This window comes from Xanthomonas arboricola pv. populi (assembly GCF_002939945.1).
Lineage (GTDB): Bacteria > Pseudomonadota > Gammaproteobacteria > Xanthomonadales > Xanthomonadaceae > Xanthomonas > Xanthomonas arboricola_A.
The window spans coordinates 265,294-288,570 of sequence record NZ_MDEB01000005.1; the positions used below are offsets into that span (position 1 = coordinate 265,294).

Below are 23,277 nucleotides of genomic sequence, written 5' to 3' on the forward strand. Positions count from 1 at the left end.
GCTCCTCATTGCCAACCCCTGCATCGCAGGTGTCAGGCGGCAGCGGTTTCCTGCGCAGCCAGGGCCTGCTGGTAGGCCTTGAACGTTGCCTCGTTATAGGCCACCAGCACGATGTGCTTGGGCACCTTGTGCGAGCGCTGCCAGTCGCGGGTTTCGGTCACGGCGATGCGCGCGGCCTGGTACAGCGGATAGCCATAGATGCCGCAGCTGATCGCCGGGAACGCGATCGAATGCAGCATCATCTGCTCGGCCAGTTTCAACGACTGCCAGTAGCAGTTGGCCAGTTGTTCCGGCTCGTTGTGCTTGCCGTCGCGCCAGACCGGGCCGACGGTATGAAAGACATGCCGCGCCTTGAGATCGAAACCGTCGGTGATGCGGATTTCGCCGGTGGGGCAACGCACGCCCGGACGCACCTGCGGCAATGCCTCGCAGGCCTGCAGCAGGCGCGGGCCGGCAGCGCGGTGGATGGCGCCATCCACGCCGCCACCGCCCAGCAATGATTCGTTGGCGGCGTTGACGATGACGTCAACGTCGAGTTCGGTGATGTCGCCTTGCCAGACTTCGATCTTCATGGCGCGATAATTATGGGATTTGCATGAGGAACGCGTGATGGGGTATGCGTTGCGGATTGGACGCGCTATCGCCCATTCATCTCACCTGCTGCGATTGCCGGGAATGGCTGTGGCGGTCGCGATACGGCAAGCGCGCAAACACGCCGATGCGATCGATCGGCTCAATCGCCGATCAGCTGTATTCCGACGATCACGGACTTACAACCAGCGCCGCACGTACGCGCAGTAGGCGCTGTAGTGGCAGCCGAATTGGTTGTGCAGACGCGCTTCTTCGAACGGAATCACATACCGCTGCAGGGCCAGCCATGGCAGCGGCAGCAACACGACCGCCCATGGCAGGCCGAGCTGCAGGCACAGGCCGACATGGCTGATCACCAGTGCCAGGTACACCGGGCTGCGCGACATACGCGCACCTACGAATGCGCAGTGATCCGGACGTCTCTATGGCACCACGCGATTCCACGCCGAAGAAGGCCAGCGCGATGGCTGGACCGACCACCAGCAAACAGGCCGCGCTATGGGCGCGGCCTGTGCGTGCAGAACCAACCATGTGATCGGTCAGGGCAGACCGGCCAGCCAATCGTCGTCGGAGCCTTCGTTGATGTCGGCAAACAGCGGCGTGGAGAAATAGCGCTCGCCGGTATCGGGCAGCATCGCCAGCACCACCGCGCCGGGCGCCGCGCTTTCGGCCACGCGCAAGGCGGTCGCGACAGTGGCGCCGCCGGAGATACCGGTGAAGATGCCCTCTTCGGCGGCCAGGCGGCGCGCCACGCTGATCGCGTCGGTGTCTTCCACGCTCAGCACTTCGTGGGCGACCTCACGGTTGAGCACTTCCGGCACGAAGTCCGGGGTCCAGCCCTGGATCTTGTGCGGCTTCCAGTCCTGGCCTTGCAACAGCGCAGCGCCGGCCGGTTCGGTAGCGGTGATGCGCACTTCCGGGCGGGCCACGCGCAGCACTTCGCCCACGCCGGTGAGCGTGCCGCCGGTGCCCCAGCCGGTGACGAAATGGTCCAGCCGGTGGCCGGCGAAATCGCGCAGGATTTCGGCCGCAGTGGTATTGCGGTGGTAGGCCGGATTGGCCGGGTTGGCGAATTGGCTGGCCAGGAACCAGCCATGCTGCTCGGCCAGCTCCCTGGCCTTGCGCACCATGCCGCTGCCGCGCTCGGCCGCCGGGGTCAGGATCACCTTGGCGCCATAGGCGCGCATCAGCTTGCGGCGCTCGATGGAGAAGGTTTCCACCATGGTGGCGACGAACTTGTAGCCGCGCGCGGCGGCCACCATCGCCAGCGCCACGCCGGTGTTTCCGGAGGTGGCTTCGACAATGGTGTCGCCGGGCTTGAGCAGGCCCTTGGCTTCGGCATCGAGGATGATCGCCAGCGCCAGGCGGTCCTTGACCGAGCCGCCCGGATTGAACGACTCGACCTTGACGTACAGGGTCACGTGCGCGGGCGCGAGGCGATGGAGCTTGACCACCGGGGTGCGGCCGATGGTGTCGAGGATGTTGTCGTACAGGGCCATGGGGTCTCCGTCGGAATCAGGCTGCGTGGGCGAGTGTGGGCGCGTCGGGCGTTGCGATGGGTGAGTGTGGGGGCGGCTGCGCGGTCAACGGCGCTGCGCCGAACCAGTGCAGGCTGGCGGCCAGCCCGGCGACCTCGCCCAGGATCAGCAGGGCCGGGGCGCGCACGGCGTGCTGCTGCGCGGTTGCGGCCAGGCTGGCGAGCGTGCCGGTGATCACGCGTTGCTGCGGGCGCGAGCCGTTTTCCACCAGCGCGAACGGCGTGGTGGGCGCGCGGCCGGCCTGCAGCAGGCGCTGCTGGATGCCCTCCAGACCGGCCACGCCCATGTAGAAGGCCAGGGTCTGGCGTTCCTGGCCGAGCGCCTGCCAATCCAGTGTGTCCAGCGAATCCTTGCAGTGCGCGGTGATCAGCCGCAGCGATTGCGCGTGGTCGCGATGGGTGAGCGGAATGCCGGCGTAGGCGGCGCAGGCGATCGCGGCGGTGATGCCGGGAATGACCTGGAAGCCGATGCCGTGCGCGCGCAGGAATTCCAGCTCTTCGCCGCCGCGGCCGAACACGAACGGGTCGCCGCCTTTCAGCCGCACTACGCGGCGACCGGCGCGCGCATGCTCGCGCATCAGTGCGTGGATCTGTTCCTGGCGCGTGCTGTGGCCCTGGGCGGCCTTGCCGACTTCCACACGCAGCGCGTCGCGCCGGGCCAGTTGCAGGATCTGCGGGCTGACCAGGCGATCGTAGAGCAGCACATCGGCCTGGCGCAGCGCGCGCAAGGCATGCCGGGTGAGCAGGCCGGGGTCGCCGGGGCCGGCACCGACCAGGGTCACGCTGCCGGCGGAGAGCCGGCCGACCGCGGTGCGGGGCGCCGGGGACCGTGCAGGTGTTGCTGTCGAAACGGCGGGCGTGGCGTCGTGGGTGAGCAGGCGGCGTGCGCTGGCTGCGGCACGCAAGGCATCGTTGAGGTCGGGCGCGGTGCTGGCGGCGATGGTGAGCCAGACCGGTTGATCGGGCAGGTCCAGCCATGCCGGCTCGAACCGTCCCACCAGCCAATGCAGTCGCCCGGCCTGCGCCCAGCCGTGCAGTTGCGGGCTGAGCTCCGGCGCGCCCACTAATGGCAGTGCGCCGGCTTGCAGCAGTGCGGCGGTGGCGCGCTCGGCCTCGGCGCCGCCGCCGATCACCAGGACGGCACGGCCACGCAGGTCGGCGAGAAGCGGGAACACAGAGGGCACGGCCAGCGCATCGAGAAGGGAGGGCAAGACCGTAACGCCGGCATATAGCCGTCGGAAATGACTTCATACACCCTGAAAATAGCGTTCGGTTATAAGCTGGCCTGCAGAACTCCTCTACAGTCGAGTCCTTCGTGGCGCCTCGCGCTTTTTTGGATGTAAGCCCATGACGCTGACCCAACTCCGCTATCTGGTCGCCATCGCCGATGCCGAGCTCAACATCACGCTCGCTGCCGCGCGCGTGCATGCGACCCAGCCCGGTCTGTCCAAGCAGCTCAAGCAGCTGGAGGACGAACTGGGTTTTCTGTTGTTCGTGCGCAAGGGGCGCAGCCTGGATGCGGTGACGCCGGCCGGCGTGGAAGTGATCGAGCGCGCGCGCTCGGTGCTGTCGGAAGCCAACAACATCCGCACCTACGCGGCCAACCAGCGCCGCGAGAGTCAGGGCCAGCTGACCCTGACCACCACCCACACCCAGGCACGCTTCGTGCTGCCGCCGGCGGTGGCGCAGATCAAGCACGCCTATCCGCAGGTGAGCGTGCATCTGCAGCAGGCCGCCGAAAGCGCGGCGCTGGATCTGCTCAGCCAGGGCGATGCGGATATCGCGGTGGTCAGCACCGCCGGCGGCGAACCGAGCGCCGGCATCGCGGTGCCGCTGTATCGCTGGCGTCGGCTGGTGATCGTGCCGCGCGGCCATCCGCTGGATCAGGCGCGCACCGCGCCGGACATGCAGGCCTTGTCGCAGCACCCGTTGATCAGCTACGAATCCTCCACGCGGCCGGGCTCGTCGCTGCAGCGCGCGTTCGCCCAGGTCGGGCTGGAGCCGAGCATCGCGTTGACCGCGCTGGATGCGGACCTGATCAAGACCTATGTGCGTGCCGGGCTGGGCGTCGGGCTGGTGGCGGAGATGGCGGTCAGCGCCAGCGACGAGGACCTGCGCGCCTGGCCGGCACCGGCGCCGATCGCCGAGTGCATCGCCTGGGCGGTGCTGCCGCGCGACCGCGTGCTGCGCGACTACGCGTTGGATCTGGTGCACGTGCTGGCGCCGCAGATCGACAAGCGCGACCTGCGCCGCGTGCTGGACGGCAACCAGGCCCCGGCCTGGCCGCTGCCGCCGACCTGGGAATCGCTGACCCAGACCATTACCAGCTGAGCTGGCTGTCGAACACTGCAGCGCGCATCGACCACACTTGCTCACGACGTCTGCGGTGTTTGTAAGAGTGCGTCGGTCACTGAGGGGCGCTTGCAGGCGTACCGGCATGGGACACGCCGCAAGTACGTCCACGTAGCAGCTGTGCAACTGCGTCATGCCGGCGGTCAGTGTTCGGAATCGATGGCGACTGTTCGTACACTGCGATCTGCGCGGGTGTCCCGATTCTGTTGACTGCACGCGCGGTCCCCGTTCGCCACTGTGAGGCACTGCAACCGATGACCGAACCACTGCGTCCGCCACTGAGCAGACTGTGGTCGCCCGATCAGGACGGCGGCATGTCGTTGCAATTGTCGGCCAGTGTCGAGGGACGTGAGCACGCAGTCCTGACGGTGCTGGCCGATTCCCAGGACGAATCGTTATGGGTGGCAGTGCAAGTGAGCGGCACCCAGGTGCAGATTCCGCTGGCGGTGCTGCGCCAGCTGTTGGAGGTGGCGGCAGAAGAGGTGCATTCGGCCGACTGGTTCGCACGCCAGGATGCGGCCGATTCCGAGGGTTGAGGCGGTCATGATGATCCGCGACAGCGCATCAGAATGCTGCGCCGCAGCGCCCGCTTGGCGCGAAAAACCATCGTGTCATCAATCGCCTGCCTAAGCGTTCGCACTGACCGGACTGCGCGCTGTCAGTGATTCTGCTTACAGGTGTCAGAGTGGCAGCGGCGGTGTGGTCTGGCCGCATCAAGTTGGGCGCTGCGCTGTCGCAAATGCTTATAGCAACCATGACGCGGCACTGTCGGACGTCTAGGGGTGGGCGGCGCTGGCCCGTCGATGCGGTACATCGCATGGCCGGTCTGTTTGTCGGTGTCGTCAAGCGGTTGCTGGCGCTGTCGCATCGGCACTGTGCGAGGCTGCGCAATGGGGCGACTGGCGTACCCGGGCCCCTGGGGGAGAACTGGCGTGCTTGGCGGCGGATCCGGGCCGGGAGCCCGGGTCCGCCTTTTTTGCGGTATCGGCCGGGCGGGAGGTGCCGGTCTGCGCAGCGCTGGCAAGCCAGCGCACTCTGCTGCGCGGGGGCGGCGGTCTGGCGCGGCGCTGCCGAGCGCCGTTGTCAGGCCAGCGGGATGCGTACCGCAAAGCAAGTGCCGCCGCTCGGGCGTGGGCGCACATCCACTTCGCAACCCAGGGTCTCGGCGGTGCGGTGCACGATCCACAGACCGATGCCCAGCCCGTCGCTGCGCGGGTCGGCCTGGCGGAAGGCCTGGAACACCTGGTCGGGGTTGTCCAGGTTCAGGCCGATGCCGCTGTCGATGATTTCCACCACCGCATGGCCGGGGCGACGCCGGACGCCGACCAGCACGCGCCCGCGTTCGGTGTACTTGACCGCATTGCCGATCAGATTGCCGAGCAAGGTGGTCAGCAGCGTGGGATGGCTGCGCACGCGTAGCGAGGTGGGCACATGGCGCAAGGCCAGGCACTTGTCGATCGCCGGTTGCCGCCACACGCCGAGCACCGCATGCAGCACATCTTCCAGCGCCAGCGGCTGCAGATCCGGCGTAACGGTCTCGCTGGCGGCCGCCAGGGTGGCCAGCTCGTCGAGGTTGCGCGCCACCAGATTGATCGCATCGCGCGCGGTGACCAGGGTCGGGATGGAATCGACATTGGCATGCCGGCGCATCTTGTCGATGGCGTAGGCGGCGGTGCGCAGAGGGGTCTTCAGGTCGTGCCCGGCGATTGCCATCAAGCGACTGCGGTAGCGGTCGGATTCTTCGGCCACCTGCAGCGCGCGGCGCAGTTCCAGCTGCGCCATGGTCTGGCGCGCGAGTGCGCGCAGCGCATCGACCTGCTCGGTGCTGAGCTGGCGCGGCTGGCGGTCGAGCACGCAGACGGTGCCCAGCGGGAGGCCTTCGCTGGTCTTGAGTACGGCGCCGGCATAGAAATGCAGCGGCGCCTCGCCGGTCACCAGCGGATTGCGCGCGAAGCGCACATCCTCGCGCGTGTCCGGGACCACCAGCACGTCGCTATCGAGCAGCGCATGCGCGCACATCGACTTGAACAGCGGCGTTTCGCGCTCGCCCATGCCGAGCTCGCTCTTGAACCACTGACGGTCGGCATCCACCAGGCTGATCAGCGCGATCGGGGTCTGGCAGATGATCGAGGCCAGCCTGGTGATGTCCTCGAAGGCGGCCTCGCGCGGCGTATCGAGAATGCTGTAACTGCGCAGCGCCTGAAGGCGCAACGCTTCGCTCGGTGGCTTGGCAGCGCAAGGAAGGGGCTCGGCCGCTGGATCGGACAGGACGGTGCTCATGCGCGCGCAGGGAGGAGGGGTGACGTATAAGCATAGGGCATGCAAGGGGCTGCCATGTGTGCGCTGTCACGTCCACTGCCGGAACTGTGATTGCCGACCTCGACAACGGCGGTGCGTCGACTCTTCATGACTGCGCCTGCAACTGCGCGTCGGCGAGGTTCGGGATCGGGTCGGCAGCTCCCGCCAGTGGCCATTCCGGTGGCAAGGCGACCGATGCTGGCGGGTGCGACATGCGGTCGCGCACCGGCCGCCACCATCGCCCCGCGGCATGTGGCGGCTTACACTCGCGCAATGCGTTTTCTCTCTCGCCAGCATTGCCTGTACCTGCTTGCCTGTCTGGCGGTGATGCTGATGCTGGTGGCGCCGCTGATCAGCCGTTGGAGCCAGGCGCCGTCGGTCGAGCCGATGTGCATGAGCGGGCCGGCGCGGGACGCGGGCGGTTCGCTGCATGCGGGCCACCAGGCCATGCCGGCGCAGACGGCCGCGCATCAGCACGACGCCGCTGCATCGCCAGCCAAGCCGTATACCGGCGAACACGCCGGTGCGCACGGCGAAGCCTGCGATTACTGCGTGCTGGCCGCGCGCCTGCTGCCGTGGCTGGCGCTGTTGGTGTTGTGCCTGCTGCAACTGCGGCAGGCGCCAGCGCCGGTGCACTGGCAGGCACGCGCAGCATCGATGGTGCGATGGGCCGCACTCGGGGCACGTGGGCCACCGCTGCACGCGTGAGTCTTGGCCCCATTGCGGGCGTCCGTTGCGGTGTAGCGATTGCGTGCCCGATCTTCTGGCACGCCTGCATGCAGCTGCGTGGACGATCCGTTTTCCTGAAGTGATGCCTGTGCCCGCTGCCATGCCGCGGCGCACGGCGGTGTTGCCGTGCCGGCACGGCGAAGGGTTGGTCATGCGGTTGCGATTATTGAAAACGCTGTGGTACGCGCCATCGTTGGCGCTGGTGTGGGGACCTGCCTGCAATGTGCAGGCGCAGGATGCGGCATTGACCCTGGGCAAGGTGCAGGTGAGCGCGCAGCCCGAGCGCAGCCCGAGCACGGCACGCGTGCTGAGTTCGGTGGATGTGATCGATGGCGAGCTGCTGCACGATCAACACGTGGACTACAGCTGGGAACTGCTGATGCGCGCGCCGGGTGTGCAGGTCACCCAGTTCCGCATGGGCACCGACGCGGGGCGGTTCTCGTTCCGTGGTTTCAACGGCGAGGGGCGGATCAATGCGGTGAAGCTGCTGATCGACGGCATCCCCAGCAACGACAACGCCGGCGGCATGCCGTATCTGGATGCGGTGTTTGCGCAGGACATCAGCGCGATCGAGATCGTGCGCGGCACCAACGACGCGCGCTACGGTTTGCATGCGATCGCCGGCAGCGTGGACGTGCTGACCCGTAGCGGCGGCAACGATGGCCGCCTGAGCGTGACGGCGGGTAGTTTCGGTGCGCGCGAGGTGCAGCTGGGCAAGGGCTTCGAACATGGCGCCTGGAGCCAGAACTATGTGCTGGCCTGGCGCGACTCCGATGGCTATCGCGAGCATGCCGACGCGCGCAAACGCAGCGTGGCCGGCAAGTGGTTCTATACCGACCCCGATGGCGGCTTCCGCGCCGGGCTCAGCACGCGTTACTACGACAATCACGCGCTGGAAGCCGGTTATCTGGATGCGGCCAGCGCACGCGCGGCGCCACGCAGTTCGCCGGCTTATGCGCAGGAAGATCGCAGCGAACGTCAGCTGCGGCAGACCGCGTTGCACGCGGACGGCACGCTGGGCGCCGCTGCGCAGTGGAGCGCCAAGGCCTACCAGAACGACTACCGCAACCGGCGCTGGGTGCGCTTTTCTGCAGCCGGCCTGCAGCAGCAACGCGATACCGACGAAACCCATCGCGGCCTGCTGTTGCGCGGCAACTGGCAGCCCGATTGGGGCATGCTGGCGGCCAATCTCGAAGCCGGCGTGGACGCGCAGTGGCAGGACAATCAGGCGCAGCGTTACCGCACCGTGGCACGGGTGCGCGGCGCGCAATTGCGCGATTGGAATGACGACCTGCGCACGCACGGGGCCTACGTACAGGCGGTGCTGACCCCGGTCGAGCGGCTGCAGCTGGTGCCGGGCTATCGCATCGACCGCGTCGCTGGCGACCTGCACGACGTGCGTGCCGGCATCTACGCACCGACCTACGACTACGGCACCATCAAGCAGCCCAAGTTCAGTGCCAGCTACCGGCTGGCCGGGCAGAGCAGCGTGTACGCCAACTGGGGGCGCACCTTCCAGATCGGCAGCGGCGACGGTGCATATCGGCGCCAGCCGGCAAATCTGGGCCCGTCGATCAATGACGGCTGGGAGGCCGGCTTCAAGTTCGCGCCATCGGCGTTGATGGACGGCCGCCTGGCGTATTGGGAGCAACGCGCCTCCGGCGAAGTCGCCACCATCCTGGGCGTCAATGGCGTGGCCGGTGTCGGCGATGTGGCCAATGTCGGGCGCACGCTGCGGCGCGGCTGGGATGCGCAATTGAACCTGCAGCCGGCCGAACACTGGCGGGCCTGGATGGCGTATTCGCGGCAAAAGGCCAGCATCGCCACGCCCGATCCGAGTGCGCCGGCCACGCGCGGCAAGGAGATCGAGAACGTGCCGCACTGGCTGGCCACCGCCGGGCTGGAGTGGCAGCTCACTGCGGCCGTGCAGCTGAGCGCCTGGGGCAATGCGCAAGGCGATTATTATCTGGAGCGCAGCAACACGCTGGGCCGCACCGGTGGCTATGCCCTGCTCAATCTGGGCGCGCGCTGGAATGTGGATGCGCGCAACGCGCTCAGCCTGCAGCTGCGCAATGTCACCGATCGCGCATACGTGTATGCGTGGTACGACACGGGCAGTTTCGGCTATTCGCCGGGCGATGGACGTGCGCTGTCGCTGTCGTGGGATTGGAGCTTCTGATGCGCGCAATCACAGTGGATGACAGCGTCGCCGCTCCGCGCCGGGACGGCCGCTGGCGCTTCTATCGCGCGGTGTGGCGCTGGCATTTCTATGCCGGTTTGCTGGTGCTGCCCTCCATCGTCTGGCTGGCGCTGACCGGCGCGGCGTTTCTGTACCAGGATGCGATCGACCGCAGCGTGCACCACGGGTTGAAGGTGGTGCCGATGGGCGAGGTGCGGGTGTCTGCGCAACGCCTGGTCGATGCGGTGCAGCACAGGTACGGCGGTACGTTGTTTCGTTACACCACGCCCAGTCGCGCCGATGCCAGTGCCGAGATCGGCTTGGTAGACACGCACGGTGTGCGGCAGGTGGTGTATGTCGACCCGTATGGCGCACGCGTGCTCGGCGCGCTGCCCGAGCATGGCACGCTGGCCTGGACGATCCGTCGGCTGCACAGTCTCGCATTGGTCGGGCCGTTTGCGCGCGGGTTGATCGAAATGGCGGCCGGCTGGGCGATCGTGTTGGTGCTGACCGGTGTGTATCTGTGGTGGCCGCGCGGGCGCGGCGGCGGGGTGGTCAGCGTGCGCGGCAAGCCGGCGCAGCGGCTGTTCTGGCGCGATCTGCATGCGGTCGCAGGTGCGAGCGTCGGTGCGGCGTTGCTGTTCCTGGCGCTGACCGGGATGCCGTGGTCGTGGCTGTGGGGCGCGCAGGTCAATCGCTGGGTCAATGGGCAGGATTTCGGGTATCCGGCCGGTCTGCGGGTGCAGCAGCCGATGTCGCAACAGCGCTTGTCCGAGACGACCGATCCGGCGTGGTCGTTGCGGCAGGCGCGCATGCCGGCGTCTGTCGTGCCTGGGCGTGGAGCTATGGGGGTGGGTGAGGGTTTGCATGACGGGCGGGTGGGCGTGACGCGGGCGTATGCGGTGCGTGCGGTCGACCCTGATCCTGCGGAACACACAGAACACACAGAACACTCCGAACACCCCAGCCAGTCAGAACATGCAGTCCAGCCGGAACATGCAGCCCACAGTGGCACGGGCAGTGTCGCTGCGCCCGGTCATGGTGCGATAGGGTTGGATGCGGCGATGGCGCGCTTCGATGCGCTCGGCATCGCGCCGGGCTATAGCGTCTCGCCACCGCGTGGCGCCGCCGGGGTGTATACCGCCTCGGTGTATCCGGCCGACCTGCAGCGCCAGCGCGTGATCCATCTGGATCAGTACAGCGGCGCGGTGCTGCTGGACATGCGCTATCGCGATTACGGGCCGGTCGGGCGCGCGCTGGAATGGGGCATCAACGTGCATCTGGGCCAGCAATACGGCACGGCCAATCAGGTGATCCTGTTGCTGGCGTGCGTGGCGATCGTGCTGCTGTGCGTGAGCGCGGCGGTGATGTGGTGGAAGCGTCGCCCGGTCGGCGGCCTGGGCGTGCCGCCTCTGCCGGCAGATCCGCACACGCTGCGCGGTCTGATGGTCCTGCTGGTGATCTGCGGGCTGATCTTCCCGCTGGTCGGCGTGTCGCTGTTGCTGATGTGGCTGCTGGATCGTTACTGGATGCAGCGCAATCAGACACGTCTTCCCGCGCCATGAGGACTTGCACGCCACCTCAATGCGCTGCGGCCTCGCCGAGGCAGCGACGCGCTCGGCGGTGCGTTCACCGGGAAACTCGACGCGTCGTGGCGCATGCAAGCTTCGTAACGGGCGCGCACCGCGCTGCGCTCAGATGTTCTCGTGGATGCCGCACTCGCGCTTCAAGCCGAAGAAGCGCGTGTCTTCTTCGCGCATGCCCGGTTCCCAGCGGCGCGTGGTGTGGAAGTCGCCGATGGACACGTAGCCTTGTTCCCACAGCGGGTGATACGGCAGATCGTGCGCCTGCAGGTATTGCCACACGTCGCGGTCGGTCCAGTCGGCGATCGGACTGACTTTGTAGCGCTCGCCGCGCTTTTGCACGATCGGCGTCTGTGCGCGTCCGCCGGACTGGCTGCGGCGCAGGCCGGTGAACCAGGTGCCCACGTCGAGCTCGTCCAGTGCGCGCCGCATCGGCTCGACCTTGCGCAGGTTGTTGTACTGGTCGATGCCGACCATGCCCTGTTCCCACAGGCGGCCGTGGCGCGCTTCCATCCAGGCACGGCTGACCAGCGGGCGATACACCTTGAGGTTGAGCTTGAGCCGGTCGGCCAGCGCGTCGGCAAACCGGTAGGTTTCCGGAAAGAGGTAGCCGGTATCGATCAGGATCACCGGAATGTCCGGGCGCTGCTGGGTGAGCAGGTGCAGCGTGACCGCCGACTGCGCGCCGAAACTGGACGACAGCGCCGCCTCCCGTGGGCCGTGTTGCAGTGCCCAGGCCACGCGCGCGTCGGCGCGCAGGCCTTCCAGTTGCGCGTTGAGCGCGTCCAGGTCGTCCAGCGCGGACGCAGTGATCGATGCAGCAGGCAGCGCGGTCATGCGAGCAATTCCAGGTCGAGGTGACGGTGTGTGGGGTAGGGCGGCAGGGCGATCAGGCCGCTGCGATGCAGGAAGTCGCCGAAGCCTTCGTCGCCGGCCTGGTCGCGTTCGGCCGCATAGCGCGCCAGCAGCGGTTCGAGCGCGGCGAGGATGTCGGCCTCGGTGATGTTTTCGCGGTACAGCGTGTTCAAGCGCTGGCCACGGCGATCGCCGCCCAGCATCAGGTTGTAGCGGCCCGGTGCCTTGCCCACCAGCGCGATCTCGGCCAGATACGGGCGCGAGCAGCCATTTGGGCAGCCGGACAGACGCAGCACGATCGGGGTATCGGCCAGTCCGTGTCGCTCCAGCAACGGCTGCAAGGCCGCGCTGAAGTCGGGAAGGTAGCGTTCGGCCTCGGCCATCGCCAGGCCGCAGGTCGGCAGCGCCACGCAGGCCATTGCGCCGCGAGCCAGTGCGGTGGGCGCGCGATTGCCGGCATCCAGACCGTATTGCGCGACCAGGGCATCGACGCGTGCGCGCTCGCTGGCCAGCACGCCGGCGATGACCAGGTTCTGATTGGGCGTCATGCGGAACTGGCCGACGTTCAATTGCGCAATCGCCCGCAGGCCGCTCAGATGCGCAGCAGTGTCGGAATCGGCGATGCGCCCGGCAGGCAAGGCCAGGGTCAGGTGCGACAGGCCGTCGTCGCCCTCGACCCAGCCGTAGCGATCGCCGTTGTGCTCGAACGCGAACGGCCTTGCAGGTTGCAGCGCAAAGCCGGCACGGCGTTCGATCTCGGCCACGATGGTGTCCAGGCCGTGATCGTCGATGGTGTACTTGAAGCGCGCGCGCTTGCGCACCGCACGGTTGCCGAAGTCGCGCTGGGTGGTGACCACGGCGGTGGCCACCTCCAGCAACTGGTCGCGGGTGACGAACCCGATGACATTGGCCACGCGCGGCCAGGTTTCCGCATCGCTGTGGCTGGCGCCCATACCGCCGCCGATGCTGACGTTATAGCCGAGCAACTCGCCCTCGCGCAGGATCGCGATGAAGCCCAGATCGTTGGCGAACACGTCCACATCGTTGAGCGGCGGCGCGGCGAAACCGATCTTGAACTTGCGCGGCAGATAGCGGTCGCCGTAGATCGGTTCTTCTTCGTTGCCGGAGCCGGATACGCGCTCTTCGTCCAGCCAGATCTCGTAATACGCCCGCGTGTTCGGCAACAGATGCTCTGACACCCGCGCGGCATCGGCATACAGCGTGGCATGCGCCTGCGACAGCAGCGGATTGGCGGCGACCTGCACGTTGCGATTGACATCGCCGCAGGCGGCCAGCGTGTCGATCAAGGTGGCGTTGATCGCCTGCATGGTCGCCTTGAGTTCGCGCTTGATCACGCCATGGAACTGGAACGCCTGGCGCGTGGTGATGCGCAGCGAATGATTGGCGTACCGCGTGGCAATGCCATCCAGCGCCAGCCACTGCGTGGGCGAAATCACCCCGCCCGGCGTGCGCGTACGGATCATGAACTGGTATGCCGGTTCGAGCTTTTGCCGACGCCGCTCATCGCGGATGTCGCGATCGTCCTGCTGGTAGCTGCCGTGGTACTTGATCAGGGTCTGATCGTCCTCGCGCAGGGCCCCGGTCACCGCATCGGCCAGGCTCTGTTCCAGCGACCCGCGCAGACGGCGACTTTCGGATTTGATGTCTTCGACGGAATGGGTCATGGGAATCGGGAGTCGGGAATGGGGAATCGTAAGAAGCGGCTTGGTCTGCCGGGAGAATTTAGTTGCGGACTGTACCGATTCCCGATTCCCCACTCCCGATTCCCGGCGCTAATAAACATCGCGTGCATATCGCCCCTCCACTTGCAGCTGGGTGAGATAGGCCGCGGCGGCTTCCGCGTCCAGGGCGCCGTGGGTGGCGACGATGTCGAGCAGGGCGGCGTGCACGTCCTTGCCCATGCCGATGGCGCCGCACACGTACAGATGCGCGCCGCCCTGCAGCCAGGCATAGACCTCGGCGCCGCGCGCGCGCAGGCGCTGCTGCACGTAGATCTTTTCGGCCTGGTCGCGTGAGAACGCGACTTCCAGTGCGTGCAGTTCGCCGCGCTGCAAGGCCTGCTGCCATTCGGCCTGATACAGGAAATCGGTATTGAAATGCTGGGCGCCGAAGAACAGCCAGTTGCGGCCCCTGGCGCCGGTTTCGGCGCGTTCCTGCACGAAGCCGCGGAACGGTGCCACGCCGGTGCCCGGGCCGATCATCAAAATGTCGCGATCGGGGTCGGCCGGCACCCGGAAGCGCTCGTTCGGCTCGATGTAGACCGGGGCGGTGTCGCCTTCGCGCAGTGCGGCAAGAAAGCCGCTGGCTGAGCCCAGGTGCGCATGCCCGTGCGCCTGGTAGGTGAGTTCGTCCACCACCAGATGCACCTCCTCGCCCACACGCTTGCGGCTGGAGGCGATCGAGTACAGGCGCGGTGTGAGTGGACGCAGCGCGGCCAGCAGGCCGGCATGGTCCCAATCCGCCGGCCAGCGTCGCAGCACGTCGATCAGCTGGTGATCGGCGAGCAATGACGCCAGGCCGGCGGTCTGGGTCGGGGTGAGCAGCGCTTGCAGCTCGTCGGCGCGCGCACGCTCGGCATGTGCGGCCAGCAGCGGCCGCGACAGCTTGGTCAGTTCGCGCCGGGTGGCCAGCCACTCGTGCAAGGCCAGCGTCTCTTCGCCGACGGTGACCGCGGCATGACCATCCAGGCGCAGCGTCTGCAGCACCGCATCCACCAGCGCGGGCGGATTGCGATGGCGGATCCCCAGCGCATCGCCGGGCTCGTAGCTCAACCCGCTGCCTTCCAGCGAAAATTCCAGATGGCGCACGCGCTTGCCCGGCAAGGCGTATACGCGGAACTGCGGGCCCTTGAAGTCGCGCCCGCTGACAATCTGGTTGGCCAGCAATTCGGCAGGGAAGGGCTGCTGATGCGACCACACCGGCGCGGCCGCACTGCTGCGCAACGGCGTGATGGTGGCCGATGGCGGGCCGCTCCTGAGCTGTTCGCGTGCGTGCTTGAGCGCTTGCGCGCGCCACGGCGCAGCGACGCTGTCGATATCCAGATCGGCTTCGCCGCGCGGCTGCACGCGGCTGCCGCCAAGTTCGGCCAGGCGGTCGTCGATGCGGCGGGCGATGCCGCAGAATTCCGCGTAACTGGAATCGCCCAGGCCCAGCACCGCGTACTTGAGCTCGGGCAGCTTGGGCGCGCGGCGGCTGGCCAGGAATTCCACCAGCCCGATCGCATCGTCCGGTGGGTCGCCTTCGCCCTGGGTGCTGATGACCACGTAGAGCAGCCGCTCGCTGGCCAGTTCGCGGGTGGGGTACTGGTCGGCGCGCAGCAGGCGCACGCTCAGGCCGGCGGCCTCGGCCTCGGCCGCCAGCCGCTCGGCTTCGCGGCGGGCATTGCCGGTCTGGCTGCCGTACAGCACGGTCAGGCGCTGGCTTTCCTGCGGGTGCGCGTGCAGCTGGCCGCCTGGCAACACCGCCAACGAGCGCGGCGGCTGGCCTTGTGCCAGCCCGGCGGTGTAACCGGACAGCCACCACAGCGATGCGGCATCCAGGCCGTCGACCAACCGTTCCAGTAGCGCCTTGCGCTCGTCGGGCAAGGGGCTGGGCGGTAGCGCGGAACTGGCGGCGGTCATTCGGATCCAGGGCGGTTGATGAGACCAGCGATGTTAGGGATGCGTTGCCGCGGCCAGAAAGGATGAGCCGTTATCGCGTTATGCCGGCCGCTTATTTGGGTGCGGGCGGCCGGCGCCACACACTGCGGCGCCTTGCCCTACCATCGGCTGGTCTGCCCCGCCGACGCCCACGACACCCCGATGACCCTGTTGCCCCTGTCACACCTGGATCGGCTCGAGGCCGAAAGCATCCATATCCTGCGCGAGGTCGCCGCCGAATTCCGGGCCCCGGTGATGCTGTATTCGGTGGGCAAGGACAGCTCGGTGCTGCTGCACCTGCTGCTCAAGGCCTTCGCGCCGTCGCCGCCACCGATTCCGTTACTGCATGTGGACACGCGCTGGAAGTTCGGCGAGATGATCGCCTTCCGCGACCGCCGCGCGGCCGAGACCGGCGTGGACCTGCGCGTGCACATCAATCCCGACGGTATCGCCCAGGACGTCGGCCCGATCAGCCACGGTGCGGCGGTACATACCGACATCATGAAGACCCAGGGCCTGAAGCAGGCGCTGGAGCAGGGCGGTTTCGATGCGGCGATCGGCGGGGCACGCCGCGACGAGGAGAAATCGCGCGCCAAGGAGCGCGTGTTCTCGTTCCGCAACGCACGTCATCGCTGGGACCCCAAGAACCAGCGCCCGGAGTTGTGGAATCTCTACAACGCGCGCACCAAACCCGGCGAAAGCGTGCGCGTGTTTCCGCTGTCCAACTGGACCGAGCTGGATATCTGGCTGTACATCTACCGCGAACGGATACCGGTGGTGCCGCTGTACTTCGCCGCGCCGCGCCCGGTGGTGGAGCGCGACGGCGCCTGGATCATGGTCGACGACGACCGCCTGCCGCTGCGCGATGGCGAGACGCCGCAACTGCGCTCGGTGCGCTTCCGCACGCTGGGCTGCTATCCGCTGACCGGCGCGATCGAATCGAGGGCAGACACGCTGGAAGCGGTGATCGCCGAAATGCTGGTCAGCACCAGCTCCGAACGCCAGGGCCGCATGATCGACCATGCGCCCGGTGCGTCGATGGAACAGAAGAAGCTTGAGGGGTATTTTTGATGGGCAGGGAATCGGGAGTCGGGAATGGAGAATCGGAACAGCAGCTCGCTGCAAACGTCGCGACGCAGGAAGACGCCTTTGCGATTCCCGATTCCCCACTCCCGAATCCCGGCGCCATCGGCGCCTACCTGCATCAACACGAATCAAAGCCGCTGCTGCGCTTCATTACCTGCGGCAGCGTGGACGATGGCAAGAGCACGCTGATCGGGCGGTTGTTGTACGACAGCAAGCGGCTGTTCGACGATCAGCTTGCCGCGCTGGAGAGCGATAGCCGGCGGCATGGCACGCAGGGCGAGGGTATCGACTATGCGTTGCTGATGGATGGGCTGGCCGCCGAGCGGGAGCAGGGCATCACCATCGATGTGGCGTACCGTTACTTCGATACCGACCAGCGCAAGTTCATCGTCGCCGACTGCCCCGGGCATGAGCAGTACACGCGCAACATGGCCACCGGCGCATCCACTGCCGATGTCGCGGTGGTGCTGGTGGATGCGCGCAAGGGACTGTTGGCGCAGACGCGCCGGCACAGTTACATCGTGTCGTTGCTGGGTATCGGCCACGTGGTGCTGGCGGTCAACAAGATGGATCTGGTGGACTACGACGCGCAGGTGTTTTCCGACATCGCCGAGGGCTATCGCGCGCTGGCCGCGCAGCTGGGCATCGCCGATGTGCAGTGCATTCCGTTGTCGGCACTGGCTGGCGACAATCTGTCCAGCGCCTCGACGCGGATGCCGTGGTACCGCGGCCCGCATCTGTTGCAGCACCTTGAAAGCGTGCAGTTGGAAGCGCCGGAAGCCGGCAGCGGCTTCCGGCTGCCGGTGCAGTGGGTCAATCGCCCCCACCAGCACTTTCGTGGCTACGCCGGCACCATCGCGGCCGGGCAGGTGCGGGTGGGCGATGCCGTGGTGGTGGTGCCATCCGGGCGCCGCACGCAGGTGGCATCGGTGCTGGATGCCAACGGCGAGGTGGGCAGCGCACGCGCCGGTCAGGCGGTCACGCTGACCTTGCGCGAGGAGATCGACATCAGCCGCGGCGATATCATCGCCGCCGTCGACGACCCGCCGGAAGTGGCCGACCAGTTCGCCGCGCATCTGCTGTGGATGGACGATGCCGCCTTGCTGCCGGGCCGCCCGTACTGGCTCAAGATCGGCACGCGTAACGTCACCGCGAGCATCAGCGAGATCAAGCACAAGGTCGATGTGAACACGCAGGAGCGGCTGGCCGCCAAGCGGCTGGAGCTCAATGAGGTGGGCTACTGCAATCTGGCGCTGGACGAGCCGATCGCGTTCGCGCCGTATGCGCGCAACCGCGTACTGGGCGGCTTCATCCTGGTCGATCGGCAGAGCAATGCCACGGTGGCCGCCGGCACGCTGGAGTTTGCGCTACGCCGCGCCGGCAACGTGCACTGGCAACATCTGGACGTCGATCGCGCCGCGCGTGCGCGCATCAAGGGCCAAGCGCCGCGCGTGCTGTGGTTCACCGGCTTGTCGGGCGCGGGCAAATCCACTGTCGCCAATCTGGTCGACAAGCGGCTGCATGCGCTGGGCTATCACACCTTCATCCTGGACGGCGACAACGTGCGCCACGGGCTCAACCGCGATCTGGGCTTCACCGACGAAGACCGCGTGGAAAACATCCGCCGCGTGGCCGAGGTGGCACGCCTGATGGCCGATGCCGGCCTGATCGTGCTGGTGAGCTTCATCTCGCCGTTCCGTGCCGAGCGGCAACTGGCGCGCGAGCGGTTCGACGACGGGCAATTCGTCGAGGTGTTCGTGGACGTGCCGCTTGCGGTCGCCGAGGCGCGCGATGTGAAGGGGCTGTACCGCAAGGCGCGGGCCGGGCAGATTCCCAACTTCACCGGCATCGATTCGCCCTACGAGGCACCGGAGGCGCCGGAGGTCCATCTTCACGCCGATGGTGAGAACGTAGAGGCGCTGGCACGTCATGTGCTCGAGTTTCTCGAATTGGAACGTTGACCAGCGCATCGCGCCGACGACAGCAAGGGTCTTTGGTCATGGTGCAAAGCACGCCCCTTCTGTCAACTCCATGGCGGCTAGGTCGTTAAACTTTCGACGTACCCCGCCAGGATGTTCTGATGCTTGTTCGACCCAGCGCGCGTTTCGGCGCAGCGCTCTTGTTGGCCGTCGTGCTGGCCGGTTGTAGCCGTCAGGCCGCCGCGCCTGCCGCCGCCAAACCCATCCCGGTGGCTGTGCAGGCGGTGACCACCCAGCCCTGGAACTCGACCGTGCAGTCGATCGCCACCGTGCGCGCGCGCGAATCGGTGGCGCTGACCGCGGCGGTCAGCGATGTGGTGGAGCAGGTCAATTTCGACAGTGGCGACGAGGTCGAGGCCGGGCAGCTGCTGCTGCGCCTGCGCGGCAATTCGCAGCAGGCGGCGCTGACCGCCGCCCAGGCCACCTTCGAAGAAACCGATCAGCTGTACCGGCGCCAGTTGAGTCTGGTTGGTCAGCAGCTGGTGGCCAAATCCACCGTCGATACGCAGCGCGCGCTGCGCGATGCGGCGCAGGCGCGCGTGCAGCAGATGCGCGCGGAGATCACCGACCGCGAAGTGCGCGCGCCGTTCTCTGGCGTGCTCGGCATCCGCCAGATCAGCCCGGGCTCGTTGATCACCTCCAGCACGGTGATCGCCACGCTGGACGATGTGGCGCGCATGTACGTGGACTTCCAGGTGCCGGAGTCGCAGTTCGGCCTGGTGCAGCTCGGCAATACCGTCGATGGCACCGCGGCGGCGTACCCGGGCCAGCAGTTCGAAGGTGTGGTGGCGGCGATCGATTCGCGCATCGACGAGACCACCCGTTCGGTGACGGTGCGGGCGGATTTCCCCAACGGCGATCGCCGCCTGCGCCCGGGCATGTTGCTGGATGTGCGCCTGTTCCAGCCGGCGCGACAGGCGATGGTGATCCCGGAGATTGCGGTGGTGCAGGTGGGGCGCGAGTCCTACGTGTTCCGGGTCAAACCCGACAGCAGCGTGGAGCGCGCCGACGTGCGCCTGGGCGAGCGCCGTGACGGCAAGGTGGAAATTCTCGACGGGGTCAAGGCCGGTGAGCGCATCGTGGTGGACGGCACCGGCAAGTTGCGTCCGGGCCTGAAGGTGGTCGATCAGGCCGCGCCCGTGCCCGCATCGATACCGGCAGCGGCGCGCCCGCAGGCAGCCCGATGAAACTCTCCGACCTGTCCATTACCCGCCCGGTGATGGCGGTGGTGATGAGCCTGCTGCTGATCGTGCTGGGGGTGATGTCGTTCACCCGGCTCACATTGCGCGAGTTGCCGGCGATCGACCCGCCGATCGTGTCGGTGGATGTGGAATACACCGGCGCCTCGGCCGCGGTGGTGGAAAGCCGCATCACGCAGGTACTGGAAGATGCGCTGGCCGGCATCGAAGGGATCGAGACCATCGAGGCGCGCAGCCGCAATGGTTCTTCCGATATCAGTATCGAATTCGTGCAGTCGCGCGATGTGGAAGCCGCCGCCAACGACGTGCGCGATGCGGTCAGCCGTGTCTCCGACCGCATGCCCGACCAGGCGCGGCCGCCGGAGATTTCCAAGGTCGAGGCCGACGCCGACCCCATCCTCTGGCTCAACATGAGCTCCAGCACGATGGACACGCTGCAGCTGTCCGACTACGCCGAGCGCTATGTGGTGGACCGCTTCTCCAGCCTGGACGGCGTGGCGCAGGTGCGTATCGGCGGGCGCCAGCGCTATGCAATGCGCATCTGGCTGGACCGCGATCAACTGGCCGCGCGCGAACTCACCGTGGCCGATGTGGAAGCGGCGCTGCAGAACGAGAACGTGGAGCTGCCGGCCGGCAGCATCGAATCGGCGCAGCGCGATTTCACCTTGCGCGTGGAGCGCAGTTATCTCAAGCCCGAGGACTTCGCCAAGCTGCCGCTCAGCAAGGGCGAGGGCGGCTATGTGGTGCGTCTGGGCGACGTAGCCAGGGTCGAGCTGACCTCAGCCGAGCGACGCGCCTATTTCCAGAGCAACGGCGTGCCCAATGTGGGCCTGGGTATCGTACGCAACTCCACCGCCAACGCGTTGGACGTTGCACGCGCGGCGCGCGCGCAGGCCGAGGAAGTGCAGAAATCGCTGCCGCAGGGCACCAACATCTTCGTCGCCTTCGACACCACGACCTTCATCGATGCGGCGGTGGAGCGCGTGTATCACACGCTGATCGAAGCGGTGGTGCTGGTGCTGGTGGTGATCTGGGTGTTTCTGGGCAGCGCACGCGCGGCCCTGATTCCCGCAGTGACGGTGCCGGTATGTCTGATCGCTGCATTCATCGCGCTGTACGCGTTCGATTTTTCGATCAACCTGCTGACCTTGCTTGCGCTGGTGCTGTGTATCGGCCTGGTGGTGGACGATGCCATCGTGGTGGTGGAGAACATCCAGCGCCGCATCGATCTTGGCGAGCCGCCATTGGTGGCCGCCAAGCGCGGTACCGGCCAGGTCGCCTTCGCGGTGATCGCCACCACTGCGGTGCTGGTGGCGGTGTTCCTGCCGGTGGGCTTTCTGGAAGGTAATACCGGGCGCCTGTTCCGCGAGCTGGCGGTGGCATTGGCGGCGGCGGTAGCGATTTCGGCTTTCGTGGCGCTGACGCTGACGCCGATGATGTCGTCCAAGCTGTTGCGCTCGCATGCGCAGGCCAGACCCAATCGCTTCCATCGCTGGTTCGACGGCCGCATGCAGGCGGTGTCCGGTGCGTACGGACGCTCGCTGCAGCGGCATGTGCATCGCACCTGGATCTTCGCGCTGCTGATGCTGTTGGCGCTGGGTGCCAGCGCGTGGTTGATGAGCCGGATTCCCTCCGAGCTGGCACCGGCCGAAGATCGCGGCAATTTCCAGATCATGATCGATGGGCCCGAGGGCGCCGGCTTCGATTACACCGTAGGGCAGATGCATCAGGTCGAGGCGATTCTCGGCCCCTACGTGGGACCGGACAAGCCGATCGTGCGCGCCAACCCGCGCGTGCCCGGCGGCTTCGGCAGCAGCGAGGAGATGCACACTGGCCGGGTCAGCGTGTTCCTGCAGGATTGGGAAAAACGCACGCGCCCGACCACCGACGTGGCCGACGAACTGCAGCAGAAACTCAACGTGCTCAGCGGTGTGCGTGCGCGCACGCAGGTGAGCGGCGGGTTGGTGCGTAGCCGCGGGCAGCCGTTCCAGCTGGTGCTGGGCGGGCCGGATTACGCGCAGATCGCGCAGTGGCGCGACCGCATCCTGCAGCGCATGGAAGCCAATCCCGGGCTGGTCGGTCCGGACTCCGACTACAAGGAAACCCGCCCGCAGATGCGCGTCAATATCGACCGCCTGCGTGCGGCCGATCTGGGCGTGCCGGTCACCGCGATCGGTGGCGCGCTGGAGGCGATGATGGGCTCGCGCCGGGTGACCACATTCGTGGACAACGGCGAGGAATACGACGTGATGCTGCAGGCCGGCCGCGAAGGCCGCATGGCGCCGGAAGACCTCACCGCCATCCGCGTGCGTTCCACGCGTGGCGAGCTGATTCCGCTGTCCAACCTGGTCACGCTCAGCGAAGTGGCCGAGGCCGGCACCTTGAATCGCTTCAACCGCCTGCGTGCGATCACCATCAGTGCCGGCCTGGCACCGGGCTACCCGCTCGGCGATGCGATCGCCTGGGCGCAGCAGACCGCACGCGAGGAATTGCCCGAGTACGCGCAGGTGGACTGGAAGGGCGAATCGCGCGAGTACCAGCAGTCCGGCAGCGCGGTGCTGCTGACCTTCGGCATGGCCTTGCTGGTGGTGTACCTGGTGCTGGCCGCGCAGTTCGAAAGCTTCGCCCATCCGCTGGTGATCATGCTGACGGTGCCGTTGGCGGTGCTGGGTGCGCTGGTCGGGTTGTGGGTCACCGGCGGCACGCTCAACCTGTTCAGTCAGATCGGCATCGTGATGCTGGTGGGGCTGGCGGCCAAGAACGGCATCCTGATCGTGGAGTTCGCCAATCAGTTGCGCGACGAAGGCCGCAGCGTGCATGAGGCGATCGTGGAATCGGCATCGGTGCGCCTGCGTCCGATCCTGATGACCTCGATCGCCACCGTGGTCGGCGCGGTTCCGCTGGTGGTGGCCGGCGGGCCCGGCTCGGCCAGCCGCGCCACGATCGGTGTGGTGGTGATCTTCGGCGTGTCGCTGTCCACGTTGCTGTCGCTGTACGTGGTGCCGGCGTTCTACAGCCTGATCGCGCCCTTCACCAAGTCGCCCGAAGCGGTGGCGCGCGAGCTGGAAACCCTGGAGGCGCAGACGCCTTCGGTGGGTGGGCACGCCTGAGCGCTGCCGGCCGCTGACCGGCTGCGGTGCCATGCCCGTGCCTGGCGTGTGGGTGTCTGCGCATCCACCGCGTCGGCCGCGCGATGGCTAAGGTCACATGACAGTCATGCCCCGTTGTGG

General features: G+C 67.3%; 16 protein-coding genes and 1 pseudogene. 9 read left to right on the forward strand and 8 right to left on the reverse strand.

Annotated elements, in window-relative coordinates; all coding sequences use genetic code 11:
* Positions 1-32: 32 nt before the first annotated feature.
* The 4 genes and pseudogenes from XaplCFBP3123_RS15045 to cobA all read right to left on the reverse strand — a co-directional run bounded on the left by XaplCFBP3123_RS15045 (position 33) and on the right by cobA (position 3,312).
* Positions 33-572 carry an O-acetyl-ADP-ribose deacetylase gene (locus XaplCFBP3123_RS15045; protein ID WP_024938170.1) on the reverse strand — a complete coding sequence of 180 codons (540 nt, stop codon included), beginning with the start codon at positions 570-572 and terminating at the stop codon, positions 33-35.
* A 198-nt stretch (positions 573-770) separates the two neighbouring features.
* Positions 771-980 (reverse strand): annotated as a pseudogene (locus XaplCFBP3123_RS15050) (methyltransferase family protein); the annotation flags it as partial.
* A 150-nt stretch (positions 981-1,130) separates the two neighbouring features.
* The gene (gene cysK / locus XaplCFBP3123_RS15055; protein ID WP_104534764.1) at positions 1,131-2,090 is read right to left on the reverse strand and encodes a cysteine synthase A; all 960 of its coding nucleotides are present in this window, start codon (positions 2,088-2,090) and stop codon (positions 1,131-1,133) included.
* A 16-nt stretch (positions 2,091-2,106) separates the two neighbouring features.
* The gene (gene cobA, locus XaplCFBP3123_RS15060) at positions 2,107-3,312 is read right to left on the reverse strand and encodes a uroporphyrinogen-III C-methyltransferase (protein ID WP_104534820.1); all 1,206 of its coding nucleotides are present in this window, start codon (positions 3,310-3,312) and stop codon (positions 2,107-2,109) included.
* A 163-nt stretch (positions 3,313-3,475) separates the two neighbouring features.
* Here cobA and XaplCFBP3123_RS15065 point away from each other — a divergent pair, with 163 nt between their 5' ends.
* Both XaplCFBP3123_RS15065 and XaplCFBP3123_RS15070 read left to right on the forward strand, forming a co-directional pair.
* Entirely contained in the window at positions 3,476-4,459 is a 984-nt protein-coding gene (locus XaplCFBP3123_RS15065; protein ID WP_104534765.1) for a LysR family transcriptional regulator, read from the forward strand.
* A gap of 275 nt (positions 4,460-4,734) precedes the next feature.
* The gene (locus tag XaplCFBP3123_RS15070; protein WP_104534766.1) at positions 4,735-5,016 is read left to right on the forward strand and encodes a hypothetical protein; all 282 of its coding nucleotides are present in this window, start codon (positions 4,735-4,737) and stop codon (positions 5,014-5,016) included.
* 547 nt (positions 5,017-5,563) lie between these two features.
* Here XaplCFBP3123_RS15070 and XaplCFBP3123_RS15075 read toward each other — a convergent pair.
* Positions 5,564-6,760 carry a GAF domain-containing sensor histidine kinase gene (locus tag XaplCFBP3123_RS15075; RefSeq protein ID WP_102596758.1) on the reverse strand — a complete coding sequence of 399 codons (1,197 nt, stop codon included), beginning with the start codon at positions 6,758-6,760 and terminating at the stop codon, positions 5,564-5,566.
* Between the two features lie 291 nt (positions 6,761-7,051).
* Here XaplCFBP3123_RS15075 and XaplCFBP3123_RS15080 point away from each other — a divergent pair, with 291 nt between their 5' ends.
* The 3 genes from XaplCFBP3123_RS15080 to XaplCFBP3123_RS15090 all read left to right on the forward strand — a co-directional run bounded on the left by XaplCFBP3123_RS15080 (position 7,052) and on the right by XaplCFBP3123_RS15090 (position 11,251).
* Positions 7,052-7,486 (forward strand): DUF2946 family protein, encoded by a 435-nt coding sequence (locus tag XaplCFBP3123_RS15080; protein WP_102596952.1) that lies wholly within the window; start codon positions 7,052-7,054, stop codon positions 7,484-7,486.
* 196 nt (positions 7,487-7,682) lie between these two features.
* Positions 7,683-9,686, forward strand: coding sequence for a TonB-dependent receptor (locus XaplCFBP3123_RS15085; protein ID WP_172453301.1), 2,004 nt, complete (start codon positions 7,683-7,685; stop codon positions 9,684-9,686).
* The gene (locus XaplCFBP3123_RS15090; RefSeq protein WP_104534767.1) at positions 9,686-11,251 is read left to right on the forward strand and encodes a PepSY-associated TM helix domain-containing protein; all 1,566 of its coding nucleotides are present in this window, start codon (positions 9,686-9,688) and stop codon (positions 11,249-11,251) included. Before XaplCFBP3123_RS15085 ends, XaplCFBP3123_RS15090 begins: the two co-directional genes overlap by 1 nt.
* 129 nt (positions 11,252-11,380) lie before the next feature.
* Here the strand turns inward: XaplCFBP3123_RS15090 and XaplCFBP3123_RS15095 are convergent, their stop codons facing one another.
* The 3 genes from XaplCFBP3123_RS15095 to XaplCFBP3123_RS15105 all read right to left on the reverse strand — a co-directional run bounded on the left by XaplCFBP3123_RS15095 (position 11,381) and on the right by XaplCFBP3123_RS15105 (position 15,765).
* The gene (locus XaplCFBP3123_RS15095) at positions 11,381-12,106 is read right to left on the reverse strand and encodes a phosphoadenylyl-sulfate reductase (protein ID WP_104534768.1); all 726 of its coding nucleotides are present in this window, start codon (positions 12,104-12,106) and stop codon (positions 11,381-11,383) included.
* Positions 12,103-13,809, reverse strand: coding sequence for an assimilatory sulfite reductase (NADPH) hemoprotein subunit (gene cysI / locus XaplCFBP3123_RS15100; protein WP_104534769.1), 1,707 nt, complete (start codon positions 13,807-13,809; stop codon positions 12,103-12,105). The genes XaplCFBP3123_RS15095 and cysI overlap by 4 nt, the downstream gene beginning before the upstream one ends.
* Positions 13,810-13,917: 108 nt before the next feature.
* Positions 13,918-15,765 carry an assimilatory sulfite reductase (NADPH) flavoprotein subunit gene (locus XaplCFBP3123_RS15105; protein WP_104534770.1) on the reverse strand — a complete coding sequence of 616 codons (1,848 nt, stop codon included), beginning with the start codon at positions 15,763-15,765 and terminating at the stop codon, positions 13,918-13,920.
* Positions 15,766-15,945: 180 nt separating this feature from the next.
* Here XaplCFBP3123_RS15105 and cysD point away from each other — a divergent pair, with 180 nt between their 5' ends.
* From cysD to XaplCFBP3123_RS15125, 4 genes are all read left to right on the forward strand, one after another.
* A complete protein-coding gene (cysD, locus tag XaplCFBP3123_RS15110) occupies positions 15,946-16,854 on the forward strand; it encodes a sulfate adenylyltransferase subunit CysD (RefSeq protein ID WP_104534771.1) in 909 nt (302 codons plus the stop codon).
* Positions 16,854-18,830: a sulfate adenylyltransferase subunit CysN gene (gene cysN, locus XaplCFBP3123_RS15115; protein ID WP_104534772.1), complete on the forward strand. Its 1,977-nt coding sequence runs from the start codon at positions 16,854-16,856 to the stop codon at positions 18,828-18,830. Before cysD ends, cysN begins: the two co-directional genes overlap by 1 nt.
* Positions 18,831-18,949: 119 nt before the next feature.
* Positions 18,950-20,035: an efflux RND transporter periplasmic adaptor subunit gene (locus XaplCFBP3123_RS15120; RefSeq protein WP_104534773.1), complete on the forward strand. Its 1,086-nt coding sequence runs from the start codon at positions 18,950-18,952 to the stop codon at positions 20,033-20,035.
* Positions 20,032-23,157 (forward strand): efflux RND transporter permease subunit, encoded by a 3,126-nt coding sequence (locus tag XaplCFBP3123_RS15125; protein WP_104534774.1) that lies wholly within the window; start codon positions 20,032-20,034, stop codon positions 23,155-23,157. The genes XaplCFBP3123_RS15120 and XaplCFBP3123_RS15125 overlap by 4 nt, the downstream gene beginning before the upstream one ends.
* Positions 23,158-23,277 lie beyond the last annotated feature (120 nt).

Excerpts from the sequence above, each read along its gene's own strand:
- XaplCFBP3123_RS15045 (WP_024938170.1), bottom strand. The coding sequence starts at position 572 with ATGAAGATCGAAGTCTGGCAAGGCGACATCACCGAACTCGACGTTGAC.
- cysK (WP_104534764.1), bottom strand. The coding sequence starts at position 2,090 with ATGGCCCTGTACGACAACATCCTCGACACCATCGGCCGCACCCCGGTG.
- XaplCFBP3123_RS15065 (WP_104534765.1), top strand. The coding sequence starts at position 3,476 with ATGACGCTGACCCAACTCCGCTATCTGGTCGCCATCGCCGATGCCGAG.
- XaplCFBP3123_RS15070 (WP_104534766.1), top strand. The coding sequence starts at position 4,735 with ATGACCGAACCACTGCGTCCGCCACTGAGCAGACTGTGGTCGCCCGAT.
- XaplCFBP3123_RS15075 (WP_102596758.1), bottom strand. The coding sequence starts at position 6,760 with ATGAGCACCGTCCTGTCCGATCCAGCGGCCGAGCCCCTTCCTTGCGCT.
- XaplCFBP3123_RS15080 (WP_102596952.1), top strand. The coding sequence starts at position 7,052 with ATGCGTTTTCTCTCTCGCCAGCATTGCCTGTACCTGCTTGCCTGTCTG.
- XaplCFBP3123_RS15090 (WP_104534767.1), top strand. The coding sequence starts at position 9,686 with ATGCGCGCAATCACAGTGGATGACAGCGTCGCCGCTCCGCGCCGGGAC.
- XaplCFBP3123_RS15095 (WP_104534768.1), bottom strand. The coding sequence starts at position 12,106 with ATGACCGCGCTGCCTGCTGCATCGATCACTGCGTCCGCGCTGGACGAC.
- cysI (WP_104534769.1), bottom strand. The coding sequence starts at position 13,809 with ATGACCCATTCCGTCGAAGACATCAAATCCGAAAGTCGCCGTCTGCGC.
- XaplCFBP3123_RS15105 (WP_104534770.1), bottom strand. The coding sequence starts at position 15,765 with ATGACCGCCGCCAGTTCCGCGCTACCGCCCAGCCCCTTGCCCGACGAG.
- cysD (WP_104534771.1), top strand. The coding sequence starts at position 15,946 with ATGACCCTGTTGCCCCTGTCACACCTGGATCGGCTCGAGGCCGAAAGC.
- cysN (WP_104534772.1), top strand. The coding sequence starts at position 16,854 with ATGGGCAGGGAATCGGGAGTCGGGAATGGAGAATCGGAACAGCAGCTC.
- XaplCFBP3123_RS15120 (WP_104534773.1), top strand. The coding sequence starts at position 18,950 with ATGCTTGTTCGACCCAGCGCGCGTTTCGGCGCAGCGCTCTTGTTGGCC.
- XaplCFBP3123_RS15125 (WP_104534774.1), top strand. The coding sequence starts at position 20,032 with ATGAAACTCTCCGACCTGTCCATTACCCGCCCGGTGATGGCGGTGGTG.